Genomic DNA, 17,022 nt, shown 5'->3' with positions numbered 1-17,022 from the left:
TTGCTAGAGATCCGTATCGGTGGCATTCAGAGATTCTGTAAGCTCGTCATAGTCCATGGCGTCGGAATCCATATAGGAGGCCCAGGCCTCTTTGGCCCAAACCTCGATCCGGTCACTGACGCCTACAATGACGGCATCGTTTTCAATGCCGGCATAGGACCGTAAATGGGGTGGAATAACAAAACGACCTTGCTTGTCCAAGCTGACTTCCATGGCTCCGGCATAAAAGAGACGGGAGAAGCCACGGGCTGCCTTGGCCGTCAATCGGAGCTTGCGGATCTTTTCATCCATCCGCATCCACTCCTCCTGGTCGTAGATAAAGAGGCAGTCTTCCATACCTCGGGTGATGTAAAAGGGTTGGGAAAGCTGGTCGCGGAACTTAATCGGCAGGGAAATCCTCCCCTTGCTATCCACGCTGTGGTTGTATTCCCCTAAAAACATAACTTTCCTCCACTTTTCTCCACTTGCTTCCACTTAAATCCATTTTAGGCCATATATTCTGAAAGAACAAGGGCTAATTCATTGTTTTTCTAAAATTTTGCATAAAAAAAGAGCAAGCTTCTTTCAGCTTGCTCCCTTGATAGGGCTTGGATTTTCAATCTTTTTCAGGGAAAGGCTCCTCTATTCTTGAAAAAGTGGAGGGAATTCCCATCAAAGTGATGAAAAAGATTCATTTTCCTTATGGTGATAGGGATTCTTGCCGGGTATGGAGGCGTTATCCGGCTTTTTCGAAAGGATGATGAACCAGACCAGGCCGACCACAATGCCCAGAATGGCCAGAATCTGTGCCACCCGGAAGTCTCCAACCATGAGGGAATCCGTCCGAAGACCCTCAACAAAGTAGCGGAGAATCCCATAGCCCACGAAATAGAGGCAGGTCACCTGACCGTCCCTCCTGAGCCACTTCCTCGTATAGAGGACCAAGAGAAGGAAAAGAAGGATATCTCCCAGGGACTCATATAAAAAGGTGGGATGGTAGGATACCCCGTCGATAATGACCCCCCAGGGAAGGTCGGTGGGCACTCCATGGGCTTCATTATTGATAAAGTTTCCCCAGCGTCCAATCCCTTGGGCCAGGGCTAGTCCGGGCATGATGATGTCCGAGAGGCGGGGAAACCAGAATCCCTTCTTTCGGGCGAGAACCAAGCCCACGATAAGTCCGGCAATGATCCCGCCTTGTATGGCCAGGCCCCCATCCCGGATGTTGATGACATCCAGGAAGGAGTCGTAGCGGTGCCATTCAAAAATGACATACCAGAGCCTGGCCCCTACCACACCGAAGGGAAGGATCCAAAGACCGATATCATAGGCATTATCGGGATCCATCCCCCGTCGACCCATCTCCCTGGAGACCAGGTAGAGGGCCAGGACCATCCCGGTGACGATGATAATAGCATACCAGTAGACGTCAATTCCAAAAAGGGAAAAGGCGACACGGTCCCCTGTATATTGCATAGGCATTCCTTTCTTCGACTAGGCTTCCTCCCAGTTGGAATAAACATCCTGGACGTCGTCATTGTCCTCCAGGTCGGAAATCAGCTTTTCGATCTGGCCGGAGGCCTCTTCGTCGGCCACCTTGACCTTGTTCTTGGGCAGGTAACCCACCTGGGCGGAGGAAAAGCGGTACCCCTTTTCCTGGAGCTTCTTACTGACCGTGATAAAGTCAGCCGGCGGACAAGTGATCAAAAAAACATCCTCTTCGCGGACCAGGTCTTCAGCCCCGGCATCCAGGGCATCCATCATGACCTCATCCTCATCCTTGCCCTCTCCATCAACGACGAAAATCCCCTTCCGGTCAAATTGGAAGGTGACGGAACCCGGGTTCCCCAGGTTTCCCCCGTTCCGGTCAAAGATATACCGCATCTCCCCGGCCGTCCGGTTCTTGGAATCGGTCAGGGTCTCCACGATAATAGCCACTCCTTCCGGTCCATAGCCCTCATAGACGATGGAGAAAAACTCAGCATTGCCCAGCTCGCCGGCTCCTTTTTTGATGGCCCGTTCAATGTTGTCGTTGGGCATATTTTCCGCTTTGGCTTTTTCAATGGCCGATTGGAGGGCGGAGTTATATTCCGGTTCCGGGCCACCTTCCCGGACGGCCACCATGATGGCCCTGGACATCTTGGTAAAGACCTGGGCCCTCTTGGCATCCTCTTTTCCTTTTACGTTTTTCACCTTGCTCCATTTATTATGTCCTGACATGACTAACCTTCTTTCCTTGTTTGATCAATCTCTATATTGTCATACCCCTTATTTCGGATTCACTTCCGGGAGCATGAGCCTTTGTTTTTCCTCAAATTTTGCCTGGCCGGCACTGATCTCCATGACCTGGGCCCGGATCCAACCGACCCGGTCTTCCGGGATGAGCCAGGTTAGAGCGACCCGGTCCGTAAAGACCCGGTCCCTTTCGACCACCGGGGATTCCTGGAGGAGGTAGTCGCATTTCCCCAAGCTCTCGTAGGCAATCTGAATGTCCACTTCTTTCCAGGGGACGTAGGAAGTGACCCGACCGGCTTCCAGGGCCTCCCGGGCTGCCTGGCGGTAGGCCCGGACCAGCCCCCCGGCCCCCAGCTTGATTCCGCCGAAATACCGGGTGACGACAATGACCACATTGGTCAGCTCCATCTGTTTGGCTGTCTCCAGGATGGGCATACCGGCTGTTCCTGAGGGCTCACCGTCATCATGGAAGCGTTGGATGAGGCCGGCCTCCCCGATGATATATGCCCGGCAGTGGTGGGTGGCCTGGGGGTGGGCGGTCTGAACGCCATCAATAAAGTCCAAGGCCTCTTCCTCTCTTTGTACAGGGCAAGCCTGACCGATAAAGAGGGATTTTTTGATGTCCAATTCAATCCTTGACGCTTTTTCTATAGAATAAAAAGTCAACTCTCCCCCTCCTCTCACGGGTCATTCTTTATCCCCTCCACCCTCCAAGAGATCCGGCGGAGGCTTCCTTCTTTCCAAGGCAGGATTCTTCTTTAAGTAGCTATCCAAGACTCTTTCCCTGGTCCGGACCCACCAATGGAGGCCTTCTTCGTCCCCCCACTCCCTGATAACCTGTGACTGGTCACGGAAGACTTGGAGGTTGCCAATGGCTTCGTAGGGAAGAAGGAGGTGGACCCTGTCTTCCTCCCCATAAAGCTCCACAAGAATCCGGTCGACCAGGCCTTCCACCGACTCCGGATCCTTGGCTGAAATTCGTAGGGTCCTGTCCCGGTCGGTAACAAGGGGTGGTCGGGCCAGGTCGGATTTGTTCATAAGAAAAAGGATGGGCGGCGGGTCCCCCTGTTTGCGTAGGGTTTGAGTGACCAGGTTAATTTCCTCCTCATAGGCCGGGTTGGAGGCATCGATAAGGACTAAAAGGAGGTCGGCTGACTCTGCTTCCGAGAGGGTGGATTCAAAGGAAGGCAGGAGCTTGTCCGGAAGGTCATGAATAAAACCCACTGTATCCACCAGGAGGAAGGGAGGCTCTCCTTCTTTTTGAATTCTCCTTGTGGCGGTATCCAGGGTAGCAAAAAGCCGGTCATCAGCATAGACACCCTTATCCGACCGGGCAGGCCCGCCAAAGCGATCCAGGGTCCGGTTCATGAGGGTGGACTTGCCCACATTGGTGTAACCGACCAGGGCAACCAGGGGGACGGAACCCGACCGCCTCTTTTCCGCCGCCTGGGCGGCCTGGCCGGAAAGCTTGTTTAGCTTTGCTTTAATGGACTTGACTTGGCTCAATATGGCCCGACGGTCGGTCTCCAGCTTTTGTTCGCCGGGCCCCCGGGTCCCCACCCCGCCTCCCAGGCGGGAGAGGGATTCCCCATAGCCCCGGAGGCGGGGTAGTCGGTATTCCAGCTGGGCCAGGTGGACTTCCAGTTTAGCCTTCTTGGTTCGGGCCCTTTGGGCAAAAATATCCAAGATGACATCCACCCGGTCCAGGATCTTGGCATCAATGGCATCCTGGAGATTTTTTCGTTGGGAACCCGTCAGTGATTCTTCAAAAATAACCAGGTCCCAGCCATTGGCCTTGACCAATTCCGCCAGCTCACTCACCTTCCCAGATCCAATCAAAGTCTGGGGCGCATAGGAGGAAACTTCTTGACTGACGATAGCGGCAACATGAGCTCCGGAAGAAATCACAATGTCTTTCAATTCTTGCTTTCTTGCTTCTATCTCGTTTTGGTCCTGATTGGTAAAAACAAAAACCAAAACCGCTTCTTCTGCCATCGTCTCCTCCTTTCATCATTATCTTATACGTTAAAGAGGATAACAGATTCCTGTTCAAGATGAAAGCGCTAGTTAATCTCCCCTGTAGGTGAGCAACTATCGTTTTTGTGGTAAAATGCTCTTACTATGATATGCCGAATTTTAACCATTTTTTCCGCCAGTCCGGTTTGAAAAATCAAGTCGGCTGACGGCAAAACTTTTTGGAGGACATTTTGCATAAATCAATCGGAAAAACGATCGCAAACAGCATAGGGATTTTCTTCGTCTCCCTTCTGATCTTCTTAGGCATCCTTGGCGGCTACCTGGCCGGTTCCATGCTCCTCATCGCCTCTGAAGCTCCTGAGGTGGATTCCAAGGAGCTCCTTTCGGGCTTAACCGAATCGTCCAAAATTGTCGACCAGGATGGGAAGCTCATCAAGCAAATTGAAACGGCTGAATTCCGCAAGGTCATCCCCTATGACAAGATTCCGGAGGACCTGGTCAACGCCTTCGTCTCTGCGGAAGACAAGCGTTTTTGGACCCATAATGGGGTTGACCTCTTCGGCATTGCCGCTGCCTTGAAGGATTTGATGAGTTCCGGCAGCCTTCGCGGGGCTTCGACCATCACTATGCAGCTGGCCCGGAATGTCTATTTGAATTATGACGTCAACTGGACCCGGAAGATCCAGGAAATGTACCTGGCCCTCCAGATGGAAGAGGCTCTTAGCTCCCGCCTGGGCAAGGAAGAAGCCAAGAAGAAGATCATGGAAAGCTATCTCAACCGGATTTTCTTCGGCCAACAGGCCTATGGGGTCGAAGCTGCGGCGGAAGTCTACTTCTCCAAGCCCGCCATCGACTTGGACCTCCCCCAATGCGCCACCCTGGCTTCCGTCGTCCCCGCCCCCTCCCACTACTCCCTCTATTCCACCTACCGTCCTTCCCAGGTGACCGATGAAAGGGTTCTGGGCGAGACCACCATCAATGGGGAGCGTTATGTCTGCGTCTACAATGCCCCCGCCTATGAGCGGTCCAAGTACGTCCTTAAGGAAATGCTGGCCAACGGCTATATCACCGAAGACCAATATGAGAAGGCCTCCAAGGTGGATGTGGCGGGGACCATCAAACCGGTGACCAAGCAGATGGAAGCCTCCACCTCCTATTTCACCGACCTCATCCGCGACCAAGCCATCCAAATTCTTATGGACCAGGGCAACATTTCAGAGGAAGAAGCCAAGAACAAGCTCTTCTATGGTGGCCTTTCCATCACCTCAACCATCGACCTGGCCCTCCAGGAGAAGCTCCAACAATCCATCTCCTCCATCAACACGACAGTCAACCAAACTGCCGGAGGCGCTTCCCGAAAATTCCGCCTCAACCTCAACTACGACCGCTGGGGCAACGTCCTCAACGCCAATGGAACCATCATCTACTTCAAAAAAGAAAACCTCATGGATGACCAGGGCCGGGTGGTCCTGCCTCCAAAGACTTTCACCCAGGAGGAGGACGGGTCTTTGACCATCCAGCCGGGCAGGGTCCGGGCCTACAAGGGATCCCTGGATATCACCAACTTCTACACCTGGGATGAAAATGATGTCTTCCGGACCCACCAAGTGGGATCCATCGCCATCGGCGAGGACTATGTTTCCAAGGACCAGGACGGGACCATCCATATTTCGGCCGACTATTTTAAGACCAGTGAGAATCAGCTCTATTCCATCCGAGAGGACGGGGCCCTGGTCATCAATGCCGACCACTACACCTATGATGAAGTAGGCGTCAAGCAACCACAAACAGCGGTGACGGTCCTTGATACCAAGACCGGTGAAGTCCGGGCCATCATCGGCGGGCGGGAGGATGATAACAGCAACTTCGTCAACCGGGCCTACGGCCTCCCCCGGTCCCCCGGTTCTTCCATCAAACCCATTGCGGAGTACACGGCCGCCCTTGCCCAGGGCTATAACCAAGCCTCTCCCATGGACGATGTCCCCATCTCCATGGTGGACGGTAAACCCTGGCCTTCCAACAACAATGGACGCTACCAGGGGATCGTCTACATGAAGAAGGCGGTTTCCGAATCCCTCAACCCCCCTGCTGTCCGCTGGTTGGACAAGGTCGGCATGAAGGCCACCAAGGACGCCCTGACCCGCTACGGGATTATCAACAAAGACCACCGGGACCGGGACCACTTTATTGAAGAAAGCGAGTCCATCGGCGGGGCCAATGATGAGAACCTCTCCCTGGCTTTAGGGGCCATAACCCGGGGACTAACCACCCTGGATATGGCCAACGCCTACCAGGCCATCGGCAACAACGGGAAGCGGATACCCGCCCTGGCCATCTCCAAGATTGTGGATAATAGCGGGAAGGTTTATTTCGAAAATAAACATCCCGAAACCGAAGTCCTCAATCCCCAGGTCAACTATCAACTCCTGGATATGCTCCTGGCGGCATCCAAGCAGTCCTGGATCAACCCCAGCATCTACATCCGGGGTCTTGACCAAGGAGCCAAGACCGGGACGACCAACGACAATAAGGACTACTGGTGCTGCATCACCAACCCCTATTACACCACCTCCGTCTGGGTGGGGATGGATAATGCCCAAATGTCCATGGCCTCCAATTCCGCCGACGGGGTCACCATCTACGGAAGAGTGGCCAAGATCCTCATGGAGGACAAAGAACCGGCGAAATTTGAAAAACCCGAGGGGGTCTATCCCACTTACCTCTGTGCGGCTTCCGGTCTCAAGCCGGGTCGCTTCTGCAAGCACGATGACCGCCATCCCATCATACAGGTCCTCTGTTCCAAGGAAACCGAACCCAAGGATGTTTGTGATATCCATGTATCCCGTCTGGTGGATACCCGGAACCTCCTCCTGGCTACCTCCAAGACACCTGAAAAGGTCAAGGGCTACTGGGTCTTCACCCAAAGAAAAGAACCCTATGATCCACAAAAATTCAATGGAATTACCCCGGAAGACTGGCGGACTGAACTGCCTACCATCTATTCAAACCTTGGTCCTGTTGAGCCCGAATCCTCTGATTCCGCCGAGACCGAAGAGAGCAAGCCCCCTGAAGATAAACCGGGAGAAGCTGTCAACCGGCAACAGGGAGGTCAGGCCGGGGCAGAATAAGAAAGAGACAAAAGACCAGCCTTCACATGAGGCTGGTCTCTCTACATACGAAATGCGAAAGGAAGGGACCATGGCAAAAATTCTGATCTGTGAAGATGAACGCTCCATCCTGAATATTGAAAGAGCCTACCTGGAAAAGGAAGGCTATGAAGTGACCACCTCCACCAACGGCAAGGAAGGCTTAGCCCTCTTCCGGAAGGTCCAGCCGGACCTGGTCGTTCTGGACCTCATGCTTCCGGGCCTGTCCGGCGAGGACTTCCTCAAGGAGATCCGCCGGGAAACCAAGACCCCTGTCATCATCGTCTCGGCAAAAACCGATGTATCCAACCGGATCGGTAACCTCCGGGAGGGGGCTGATGACTACATGACCAAGCCCTTTTCTGCCAGGGAGCTGGTCGAAAGGGTCAAGGCCATCCTCCGCCGGGTCTCGACATCGGAGGAAAGCTCCACCGCCCTCCTCTCCGGCGATGGTCGGGTGGAGATGGATCTGGAATCCATGCGGACCTATAAAGACCGGGAGGAAATCCACCTAACCAAAAATGAATTCCTCATCCTCCAAACCCTTCTCTCCCACCCCAAAAAGATCTTCACCCGGGACGAAATTATTGAAGTGACCTTTGGCATGGACTATGAGGCCTATGACCGGGCCATCGACACCCATATCAAAAACATCCGCCAAAAGATCGAGGATGATCCCAAAAATCCGGAATACATTCAAACGGTCTACGGTGTGGGTTACCGTGCCGGCAGTCCGGCTAAGGAATCATGAGACTCCGAACTCGGTTGGCCATCCAAGTCCTCCTCTTTATGACGGTGGGGGTCTTAGTCATTGCCGGCGTCCTGGTTTTCTCCTTTACGGATTCCTTTGACCGACTCCTGGTCCATGTGGAAGAGGAAAGGATCCAAAGGGTGGTCGAAGATGTATCCGACATTGTCCGCCAGGAGGGCTTTTCCTTCCGAGAGGATTCCTGGCGGGAAAAATTGGCTGCCTATGCCAAAAATTCCAATATCAATATCTCCATTATGGATGAGTCCTCCCGGATCCAGGCAAGCTATGAGGGATTGGTTGAACATGAGGACCAGAACCTCCAGGTTGCCCGCTACCTCCTGGTGGATAATGACCAAAACCAAATCGGGACTCTCCTGGTCACCCATGACCTCAACAACCCCATCTATGAAAGCCTACAAAACCGCTTCGTGACCGGGGCCCTGAGCTCGCTGGCCTTCCTGGTCCTGGCCTATTTTGTCGGTGCCTTTTTTCTGACCAGCCGCTTTTCCCGTCGCATCACTGAGCCTATTGAAATCCTCTCCAAACAAACCTCCCGGATCGCCCGGGGGGACTACGACTTGGATCCGGTTCCTTCCAATGTTCCGGAAATTCAGAACCTCTCCTCCAACCTTAACTACCTGGCCTCCAGCCTGAAAAACCAGGATAAGACCCGACTGGACTATGCCCAGGATATTGCCCACGAGCTTCGGACCCCCCTCACCAACCTTTCTTTGGAGTTTGAAGCCCTGGAAGACGGGGTCATGGATTGGGACGAGGAAGTCCTAAAAGGCCTCCAGGCCAATGTTAACCAGCTCTCTTCCATTGTCATCGGCCTCCGGGAATCCTTCGATGATGCCTCCTCCGAGAACCGCCTGGCCTTCGAAGCCACCAACCTCACCCTCCTGACCGACCAGGTTTTGGATTCCTTTGAAGGGGCTATCCAGAAAAAGGGTGGGAACCTGATCCGTGTCCTGGACCCCATGATCAAGATCGATACCGACCGTAGGCTCTACCGCCAGATCCTGGGCAACCTCCTTTCCAATGCCATCAAGGCCATTGACCGGGGAGGAAAGATCAGGGTCAGTTTGAACCAGGCAAAAAACACGGTCTATTTGACGGTGACGGATAACGGGGTGGGTATTTCCAAGGCGGACCAGGCCCATCTCTTTGAGCGTTTTTACCGGGTGGAATCCTCCCGAAACAAAAAAATGGGTGGGTCAGGCCTAGGCCTTTCCATCACCCAAAATTTTGTCCACCAGCTGGGCGGACAGATTGAAGTCACTTCCCGGCCCGGTCGAGGGACCAGTTTCCGGGTTATCTTTGAACAAGATCCTTTGAAAGACTAGACAGGCGGTCCCCATAGGCGGACAGGATGTCAAACACTTCCTCCCGGGTCCCTGCCCCGTTCACTTCCTTCCGGACCTTAGCCGCCCCGAAAAAGCCTTCAATATAACAAGGAAGCTGGGTCCTCATGATGAGGAGGGCCCCCCTCTCCCCCCTTTCCCGGATCTCCAGGTCATAATGGCGACGAACCAATTCCAGAACCCGGTCATAGGTCATGACCCGGTAGGTCCCCTTCTCAAAATACTCCTTAATCTGCCGGAAAAGGAAGGGGTGGCCCATGGCCCCTCTCCCGATGGCAATCCCATCGCAGGCGGTCACCTCCAGCATGGCCTTGGCGGCCTCCGGCGAATCCACATCCCCGTTTCCAATGACGGGGATTTTTACGTGGTCCTTGAGCTTCCGGATGGCCTCCCAATCCGCCTTCCCCGAATACATGGCCTCCCGGGTCCGGGCGTGGAGGGTCAAGGAGGCAATCCCTTCTTCCTGGGCGATCCGCCCGATCTCCAGGTAGTTGATGTGGTCCTTGTCCCAGCCCAGACGGAACTTGAGGGTAACGGGCTTGTTGGAAGCCCGGACCATAGCCCTCATGACCCGACCGGCCAGGAGAGAGTCCTTCATCAGGGCCGACCCCTCCCCATTTTTCACGATCTTGGGTGCGGGGCAGCCCATATTAAGGTCGACGGCCACAAAGTCCTCCCTGGGGTTGACCTGGTCCTCCACCACCTTAGCCAGGATTTCCGGCTCATGGCCGAAAAGCTGGAGGGACAGGTCCCCTTCCTCAGGATGGGTCGCCATGAGGTCTTGGGTCTTTCCGCTTCCGTAATAGAGCCCCTTGGCCGAGACCATCTCCGTGACGGCGAAGTCCGCCCCTCCTTCAAAGGCCAGGCGGCGGAAGGAGAGGTCGGAGACCCCGGCCAGGGGGGCCAAGCCGACCTTCTTACTTTTCATTGGCCCTGGCCCGCATGGTTCTTTCATAGATGAGGCGAAGACCCTGGAGGGTCAGGTCGTGGTCGATGTATTGGGTGTAGACGGAATTGGAGGAGAGAAGGCTGGAGAAGCCGCCGGTGGCCACCACGGTCACCTCCTTGTCCCTGCCTTCCGTTTCCTTAATCTCATCAATCAAAATGGCGGTCAGGTGGTCGACCAGGCCGATGTAGCCTTGGATGATCCCCACCTGCATGGCTTCGGCTGTGTTCTTCCCGATCGCATGGTCCAGCAATTGGAGCTCCACTTTGGGGAGTTTGGCGGTCCGGGAAGTCAGACCGTCCGTGGCAATACCTACGCCGGGAGCGATGGTCCCACCCAGGTATTCACCTTTGGAGGAGATGACATCGTGGGTGATGGCGGTCCCGATATCCACAACAATAAGGGGGCCTCCGTACTTCTCATAGCCGGCTACGGCATTGACGATCCGGTCCGCTCCCACATCCTTGGGGTTGTCCATCCGGATGGCCATCCCGGTCCTCGTCCCTTCCCCCACGATGATGGGCTCATGCTTGAGAAAGCGACGGGACATGGTGGACATCCGGTGGTTCATCAGGGGAACCACGGAACCCAAGATGACATCCTTAAGGCAGGAGGCAGAATAGCCCCAATGGTTGAGGATCTGCTCAATTTCAATCCCGTATTCATCCGAGGTCTTAAGGGAGTTGGATTGGAGACGCCATTGGTGCTCGATGGTGGATCCTAAAAAGATCCCCATGGTGATGTTGGTATTGCCCACGTCCAGGGCAAGGAGGCGGGAATCCGGTACATTTTTGTTTAATACGCTCGCCATGGTAAAACAACCTTTCATCCGAGTAAAAAAGAAACCCGGTCGGCCTGGGGACCGACCGGGAAGGTTCAAATCGATTAGTGACTGGTCAAGCTAGAAGCCGTCTTGGACTTTCCGGTCTTGACATCATAGGCCCCCATAACCGCTAGGGCCAGGATGGCCGCAAAAACCGCTTCCGGAAGACCGTTGGTGGCAAAGACGCCCAGGACCATGGCCCGAACCGCTTCCATATTTCCCCCGATCATCTCAGCCAAACGCTGCCCATAGACCAGGTAGATTCCCCCCATGACCATGGTGGTGTGAACCATGGTGCCCAGGAAGGCGGGGATGGCATAGTGGAAGAAGGGGTTCTTGCCCTTTAACCGGTCCACCAGGAAGCCTACAAAGAGGCCGAAGAGGAGGCGGGGCAGGATGGACAGGAGGGGGTTCATAAAGAAGGGGGTCATGAGACCTTGTCCCCCCTGAAGGGCCCTGAAGAAAGAAGTCAGGCCGAAGGCCAGGCCCAGGATTCCCCCGTAACGCCAGCCACCGATGCAAGCCCCGATAATGACCGGGATATGCAAGGAAGTGACAGAGATGACGCCAACGTTGAAGTAGCCCAGGTGGGTGATGTCAATCACCAGGATAATCCCGATGAGGAGGCCCAAGTAGGCCAGGTTCTTTGCATTGAAAAAACGTTGATCTTTTGTGTTCATGAAAAACCTCCGATCCGGCTCGCTCAGGATGCCGGTCTGTTTCGAGTCATAAGGAAGAATGGGATTTGAGTCCGTAGGCTTCTTCCGCTGACTCCCCTGCGTTGACAATGGCTCTTTGAAGGACTTTAGCCCCCAGGATACCTACGAGGTTAGGTTCCGCATCCACCTGGTTGGAAGCCAGGCAGAAGAGGCTATCTCCATCAAAGAGGGTATGGACGGGTTCGATGGCCCGGGCCAGGCCGTCATGGCCCATCTGGCAAACTTTAAGGGCCCCGGCCTTGTCCAGCCTTGAATTCGTGGCGATACAGCCAATGGTGGTATTTTTCCCCAGGAGGTCGGCCCCTCTCTCCCCGTCCAGGAGAAAGTCCATGGTCGATCCCTGCTCCCCATTGGGGCCAAGGAGGCCGGCGACGGGGAGGTTACCCTTTTCCGGATCCCGGATGTCCCCCACTGCATTCACAGCGACCAGGCAGGAGACCACCAGGTCTCCAAGCCGGAGGGAGGCCTGACCCAGGCCGGATTTCATGGCCCGTTCCATGCCGGCAATCTTCCCCACAGAGCAGCCCGTTCCGGCGCCGATATTTCCCTGGGAGGCATCCTCCGACGAGGCATAGAGAAGGGCTTCCCTCCCCATGGCCATATTGGGCCACTTGACCTGGCCCAGGCCCAGGTCATAGAGGACGGCTGAGCAGACGATGGGGACCTTGGCAAAACCGGTTTCCAAACCTAGGCCTTGAGCCGCCAATTCATTCATTACCCCGGATGCCGATTCTAAACCAAAGGCCGAACCGCCGGATAGGACCACGGCGTGGACCTGGGAAACCTGATTTTCCGGCCGGAGGAGGTCGGTTTCTCGGGAGCCCGGGGCCCCGCCCCGGACATCCACCCCACCGGTGGCCCCTTCAGGGGGAAGGATGACCGTCACCCCTGTCCCCCAGTCCCTATTTTGGGCATGGCCCACCCGGAAGCCCGGAACATCAACCAAATGACCTGGATACATGGGACCCCCCTATTTCTTTATCTTCTTCGTTGTCGCCACCGGATCCAGACCCATGGCAGCCCGGATCAGACCCGTAAAGAGGGGGTGGGGGCTGTTGGGCCGGGAACGGAACTCAGGGTGGAATTGGCTGGCAATGAAGTAGTTGAGGTCGGGTCTTTCCACGATTTCCATCAGGTTCATGGAGAGCTTTTCCCCGGAGAAATGGAGACCCGTCTTCTTTTCAATCTCATCCACATACTTGCTGTTGACTTCATAGCGGTGGCGGTGGCGTTCCACAATATCCGACCGTCCATAGAGCCGGTAGGCCAGGCTTCCTTCCTCTACATGGCAGTCCTGGTTGCCCAGGCGGAGGGTCCCGCCCAGGTCATTCTTATTTTCCTGGTCCGGGAGAAGGTGGAGGACAGGAATATCGGCATCGGGGACAAATTCCGTGGAATCCGCCTCCTTCCAGCCCAATTCATTCCGGCAGGCCTCAATAACCGTAAGTTGCATGCCCAGGCAAATGCCCAGGAAGGGCTTGTCATGGACCCGGGCATATTCGATGGCATTGAGCATGCCCTGGATCCCCCGGTTACCGAAGCCGCCGGGAACCACGATCCCGTCCATGTCCTTAAGGACCGCATCCATGGAATCCCGGGTCAGGGATTCGGAATCAATGTAGTCCACGGAAACCCGAGCGCCCAAGTTATAGCCGGCATCGGTCAGGGCCTCATAGACAGAAAGATAGGCGTCCCTAAGCTTGGTGTACTTGCCGACCAGGGCGATGTGGACTTCTTTGTCGGCTGCCTTAAATTCCCGGCACATGTCTTCCCAGCGGTCAATCCGGTTGGCCTTGGGCTTGAGCCCGAAGTGCTTGAGAATATAGGTGTCCAGGTTTTGCTGGTGGAAGACCAGAGGGACCTCATAGATCAGGTCCACGGTCTTGGATTCGATGATGGCTTCCCTGGGGAGGTCGCAGAAAAGGGAAATCTTCTGGAAGACCTCATCAGTGATGGGCTCCTGGGCCCGGAGGATGAAGACGTCCGGCTTGATCCCGTAGGACATGAGTTCCTTAAAGGAGTGCTGGGCCGGCTTGGTCTTGAGTTCGTTGGAGGCCGGAATGGTGGGGATCAGGACCGTATGAATATACATGACATCATCCGGTTGGGAGGAGTGGATTTGCCGGATGGCTTCGACAAAAGGCTGGGATTCAATATCCCCCACCGTGCCTCCGATTTCCGTGATGATAAAGTCCGCTCCGGTATCTTCCGCCACCGTAAAGACCTTTTCTTTAATCACATCCGTAACGTGGGGGATGACCTGAACCGTCTTCCCCCCATACTCCCCGGCCCGCTCCCGGCGGATAACCGTGGAATAGATCCGTCCCGAGGTGATGGAGGAGTTCTTGGTCAGTTCCTCATCAATAAAGCGCTCGTAGTGGCCCAGGTCCAGGTCCGTTTCTCCCCCGTCCTTGGTCACAAAAACCTCTCCGTGCTGGTAGGGAGACATGGTCCCCGGGTCGACATTGAGGTAGGGGTCAAACTTCTGCATAAATACCGAATAACCCCGGTCCTTGAGCAAACGCCCCACACTGGCAGCAGATATTCCCTTGCCGATCCCTGAGATGACACCGCCCGTTACAAAAATAAACTTCGCCACAATCTCCTCCTCAACCTCTACTTGCCCAGCTTCAATTCGCGTATCTTCAGGTTGACGGCTTCCATCAAATCCGTTCCCACATGGATGGTGGTGTTGGATTCCGCCTTGCCCCTCTCCTTAATCAGGAGGACCAGGTCCCCCTTCTTGGGGTCCCAGGCCCATTTTTTGACCTCATTCCAGGGAACAAAGACATTGTTGGACAATATCCCGTTCTCCGCCAGGTAGATGGGGGACTTCATGAAGTAGAAGAAGACCACACCCAGCCCCACCATGATGGCCCCGTCAACCCACTTCTTATTAAAGCAGGACAGGACGCCCAAGCCCACCATCAGGAGGCAGAGGAGGACGTTGGTTTTGGCGGTCGACCGGTCAAAGCGGGAGACCTCCCCCTGCAACTTCCGGGTTCCCCGACTGGCCTGGATAAGCTGGAAGAGGAAGTAGGCCAGGAGGCCCCCATAAATAACCGTAATAAAGGTGATTCCCAGGGGCCCCTCGGAGGTCAGGAGGGGATTTCTCGCCACCTGGCCGGAGGTGGCTATCTGACTGCTGATCCCTTCTCCGCTCATTCGCATGCTCCTTTCATCTCTTCAAAAGTATGACCATATTCCTGGAATAAGGATTCAAAGGCATCCTTGCGGACCGTTTCCTCATCCAAAAGAAGATTGGCCAGTTTCTCCATCATGGTTCGGTTGGCTTCCAAAATTTCCATTGCCATATCATAAGCGGACTTCATCAGCCCCCGGACTTCTTTGTCGATCTGTCGGGCGGTCTCTTCCGAATAGTGCTTGACCTGGCCCAACTCATTACCCAGGAAGACATTCTCCCGGTCGAGTTCATAGGCCACCGGCCCCAGGTCCGGGCTCATCCCGTAGCGGACGACCATGGACCGGGCCATCTCGGTTGCCCGCTCGATGTCGTTGGAGGCTCCGGTAGAAATGTCATCCAGGAAGAGAGCTTCAGCGGCCCTTCCACCCAGGAAGGAAACCAGCTCGGCCTTCATGGATTTCATGGACATAAACATGCGTTCATCCTCAGGAAGGAAGGCGGTAAATCCTCCGGCCATTCCCCGGGGAACAATAGTGATCAGGTTGACCTGGTCCGTATCCGGGAGGGCCCGGGTGACCACGGCATGGCCCGCCTCATGGTAGGCGGTCAGGATTCTCTCCTTTTCCACCACCTTCCGGGACTTTTTCTCCGGACCGGCCTGGACCTTGATGGCCGCTTCTTCGAAGGTGGCCATGTCGATCAGGCGTTCATTTTTCCGGGCCACCAGGAGGGCTGCTTCATTGGTCAGGTTCTCCAGGTCAGCCGGGGTGAAACCTGCCGTCTGGCGGGATAGGGCATCTAAGTCGACGTCGTCGGCAATGTGCTTGTTTCTCAGGTGGACCTTGAGGATCTCCGCCCGCTCCTTGGCATCCGGCATGCCCACCATGATCCGCCGGTCAAAACGCCCCGGGCGGAGGAGGGCGGGATCCAGGATGTCAGGACGGTTGGTGGCGGCCATGATGATAATTCCTTCATTTTCATCAAAGCCGTCCATTTCGACCAGGAGTTGGTTGAGGGTTTGTTCTCTTTCGTCGTTTCCCCCACCCAGACCGGCCCCACGACGGCGGCCTACCGCATCAATCTCATCCACAAACACAATGCAGGGGGCGTTTTTCTTGGCCTCCTTGAAGAGGTCCCGAACTCGGGAAGCGCCTACGCCGACAAACATCTCAACAAAGTCGGACCCGGAGATGGAATAGAAAGGAACGCCGGCCTGACCGGCAACGGCCTTGGACAGGTAGGTCTTTCCGGTGCCCGGAGGACCGACCATGAGGATTCCCTTGGGGATCCGGGCCCCTACCTCCTGGTACTTGTTGGGGCTTTTTAAGAAGTCCACCACTTCTCCCAACTCCTCTTTTTCCTCCTTTAAGCCGGCGACGTCTTCAAAGGTGATCCGCTTACCCGTATCCTTGTGGAGTTGGGCCTTTGACTTGCCGAAGGTGTTCATCCCTCCTTGGGCAGCCTGGGTTCTTTTATAAAAGGTGTAGAGAATAAAGCCCATAAAGCCCATGAAGAGGAGGTCGGGGAGGAGGGCCAGGAGGAAGTTGGGCTGGGGCGTTTCTTCAAAGACCATCTTGACCTGGCCCTTCTCCACTCCCTCTTTAATATACTGGTCATAAAACTCCGGGAAATATTCCTTGGGGATAACCACCTCAAAGGACGAAGCCTTTTCATCTTTCAAGACCCCCCGAAGTTTGTCACCTTGGTAAACCAGGCTCTTTACCTGGTTCTTATTAAATTGTTCGATCAATTGGCCATGGGTCATGGCTTCCTTGGTCTCCGGATTCCATCCGCCAAAGCTGAAGAACATGGCGATGATGGCGATGGGGATCAGGTAGCCCAGCAAGAGTCGCCAATTTCGGTTCCTGTTATTATCCATGCTTTCTTTCCCAACTCCTTTTTTCTTCCAAATCCTCATTAAGATGAGGAGGTAAAAA

15 protein-coding genes are annotated in these 17,022 nt (G+C 55.0%); 3 read left to right on the top strand and 12 right to left on the bottom strand.

Annotated features, from left to right (window positions below; translation table 11 throughout):
* Positions 1-3 precede the first annotated feature (3 nt).
* The 5 genes from mraZ to hflX form a co-directional block, all read right to left on the bottom strand.
* The gene (gene mraZ, locus HGKM_RS05100) at positions 4-441 is read right to left on the bottom strand and encodes a division/cell wall cluster transcriptional repressor MraZ (RefSeq protein ID WP_019134269.1); all 438 of its coding nucleotides are present in this window, start codon (positions 439-441) and stop codon (positions 4-6) included.
* Positions 442-651: 210 nt separating this feature from the next.
* The gene (lgt, locus tag HGKM_RS05095) at positions 652-1,455 is read right to left on the bottom strand and encodes a prolipoprotein diacylglyceryl transferase (RefSeq protein WP_019134268.1); all 804 of its coding nucleotides are present in this window, start codon (positions 1,453-1,455) and stop codon (positions 652-654) included.
* A gap of 18 nt (positions 1,456-1,473) precedes the next feature.
* Positions 1,474-2,199 (bottom strand): YebC/PmpR family DNA-binding transcriptional regulator, encoded by a 726-nt coding sequence (locus tag HGKM_RS05090; RefSeq protein ID WP_019134267.1) that lies wholly within the window; start codon positions 2,197-2,199, stop codon positions 1,474-1,476.
* Between the two features lie 48 nt (positions 2,200-2,247).
* Positions 2,248-2,880 (bottom strand): IMPACT family protein, encoded by a 633-nt coding sequence (locus HGKM_RS08845; protein ID WP_019134266.1) that lies wholly within the window; start codon positions 2,878-2,880, stop codon positions 2,248-2,250.
* Positions 2,881-2,901: 21 nt separating this feature from the next.
* Positions 2,902-4,209 (bottom strand): GTPase HflX, encoded by a 1,308-nt coding sequence (hflX, locus tag HGKM_RS05080; RefSeq protein ID WP_019134265.1) that lies wholly within the window; start codon positions 4,207-4,209, stop codon positions 2,902-2,904.
* A 212-nt stretch (positions 4,210-4,421) separates the two neighbouring features.
* On the opposite strand from hflX, the gene HGKM_RS05075 reads away from it, so the two are divergent.
* The 3 genes from HGKM_RS05075 (at position 4,422) to HGKM_RS08285 (ending at position 9,434) form a co-directional block, all read left to right on the top strand.
* Complete coding sequence (locus HGKM_RS05075) at positions 4,422-7,319, top strand: transglycosylase domain-containing protein (protein ID WP_019134264.1); 2,898 nt, start codon at positions 4,422-4,424, stop codon at positions 7,317-7,319.
* 70 nt (positions 7,320-7,389) lie between these two features.
* Positions 7,390-8,088: a response regulator transcription factor gene (locus HGKM_RS05070; RefSeq protein WP_019134263.1), complete on the top strand. Its 699-nt coding sequence runs from the start codon at positions 7,390-7,392 to the stop codon at positions 8,086-8,088.
* Complete coding sequence (locus HGKM_RS08285; RefSeq protein ID WP_019134262.1) at positions 8,085-9,434, top strand: sensor histidine kinase; 1,350 nt, start codon at positions 8,085-8,087, stop codon at positions 9,432-9,434. The genes HGKM_RS05070 and HGKM_RS08285 overlap by 4 nt, the downstream gene beginning before the upstream one ends.
* Here HGKM_RS08285 and dusB read toward each other — a convergent pair.
* The 7 genes from dusB to ftsH all read right to left on the bottom strand — a co-directional run bounded on the left by dusB (position 9,403) and on the right by ftsH (position 16,964).
* Positions 9,403-10,380: a tRNA dihydrouridine synthase DusB gene (gene dusB / locus HGKM_RS05060; protein ID WP_019134261.1), complete on the bottom strand. Its 978-nt coding sequence runs from the start codon at positions 10,378-10,380 to the stop codon at positions 9,403-9,405. The two genes, HGKM_RS08285 and dusB, sit on opposite strands and share 32 nt — an antisense overlap.
* Positions 10,370-11,209: a type III pantothenate kinase gene (locus tag HGKM_RS05055; protein WP_019134260.1), complete on the bottom strand. Its 840-nt coding sequence runs from the start codon at positions 11,207-11,209 to the stop codon at positions 10,370-10,372. Before HGKM_RS05055 ends, dusB begins: the two co-directional genes overlap by 11 nt.
* A gap of 74 nt (positions 11,210-11,283) precedes the next feature.
* Positions 11,284-11,901 (bottom strand): ECF transporter S component, encoded by a 618-nt coding sequence (locus HGKM_RS05050; RefSeq protein ID WP_019134259.1) that lies wholly within the window; start codon positions 11,899-11,901, stop codon positions 11,284-11,286.
* Positions 11,902-11,947: 46 nt separating this feature from the next.
* Positions 11,948-12,901, bottom strand: a complete 954-nt coding sequence (locus HGKM_RS05045) for a P1 family peptidase (protein ID WP_019134258.1) — start codon at positions 12,899-12,901, stop codon at positions 11,948-11,950.
* A gap of 9 nt (positions 12,902-12,910) precedes the next feature.
* Entirely contained in the window at positions 12,911-14,539 is a 1,629-nt protein-coding gene (locus HGKM_RS05040; RefSeq protein ID WP_019134257.1) for a CTP synthase, read from the bottom strand.
* A 17-nt stretch (positions 14,540-14,556) separates the two neighbouring features.
* On the bottom strand, positions 14,557-15,105 hold the full coding sequence (locus HGKM_RS05035; protein WP_019134256.1) for a DUF5673 domain-containing protein: 549 nt from the start codon (positions 15,103-15,105) through the stop codon (positions 14,557-14,559).
* Positions 15,102-16,964, bottom strand: a complete 1,863-nt coding sequence (gene ftsH / locus HGKM_RS05030) for an ATP-dependent zinc metalloprotease FtsH (RefSeq protein WP_051010896.1) — start codon at positions 16,962-16,964, stop codon at positions 15,102-15,104. The genes HGKM_RS05035 and ftsH overlap by 4 nt, the downstream gene beginning before the upstream one ends.
* Positions 16,965-17,022: the final 58 nt, after the last annotated feature.

The sequence above is a fragment of the Kallipyga massiliensis ph2 genome (assembly GCF_000311985.1).
GTDB classification, from domain to species: domain Bacteria; phylum Bacillota; class Clostridia; order Tissierellales; family Peptoniphilaceae; genus Kallipyga; species Kallipyga massiliensis.
Note: the sequence above shows the minus strand (reverse complement) of the source record. Positions and strands in the feature narration are given on the sequence as shown.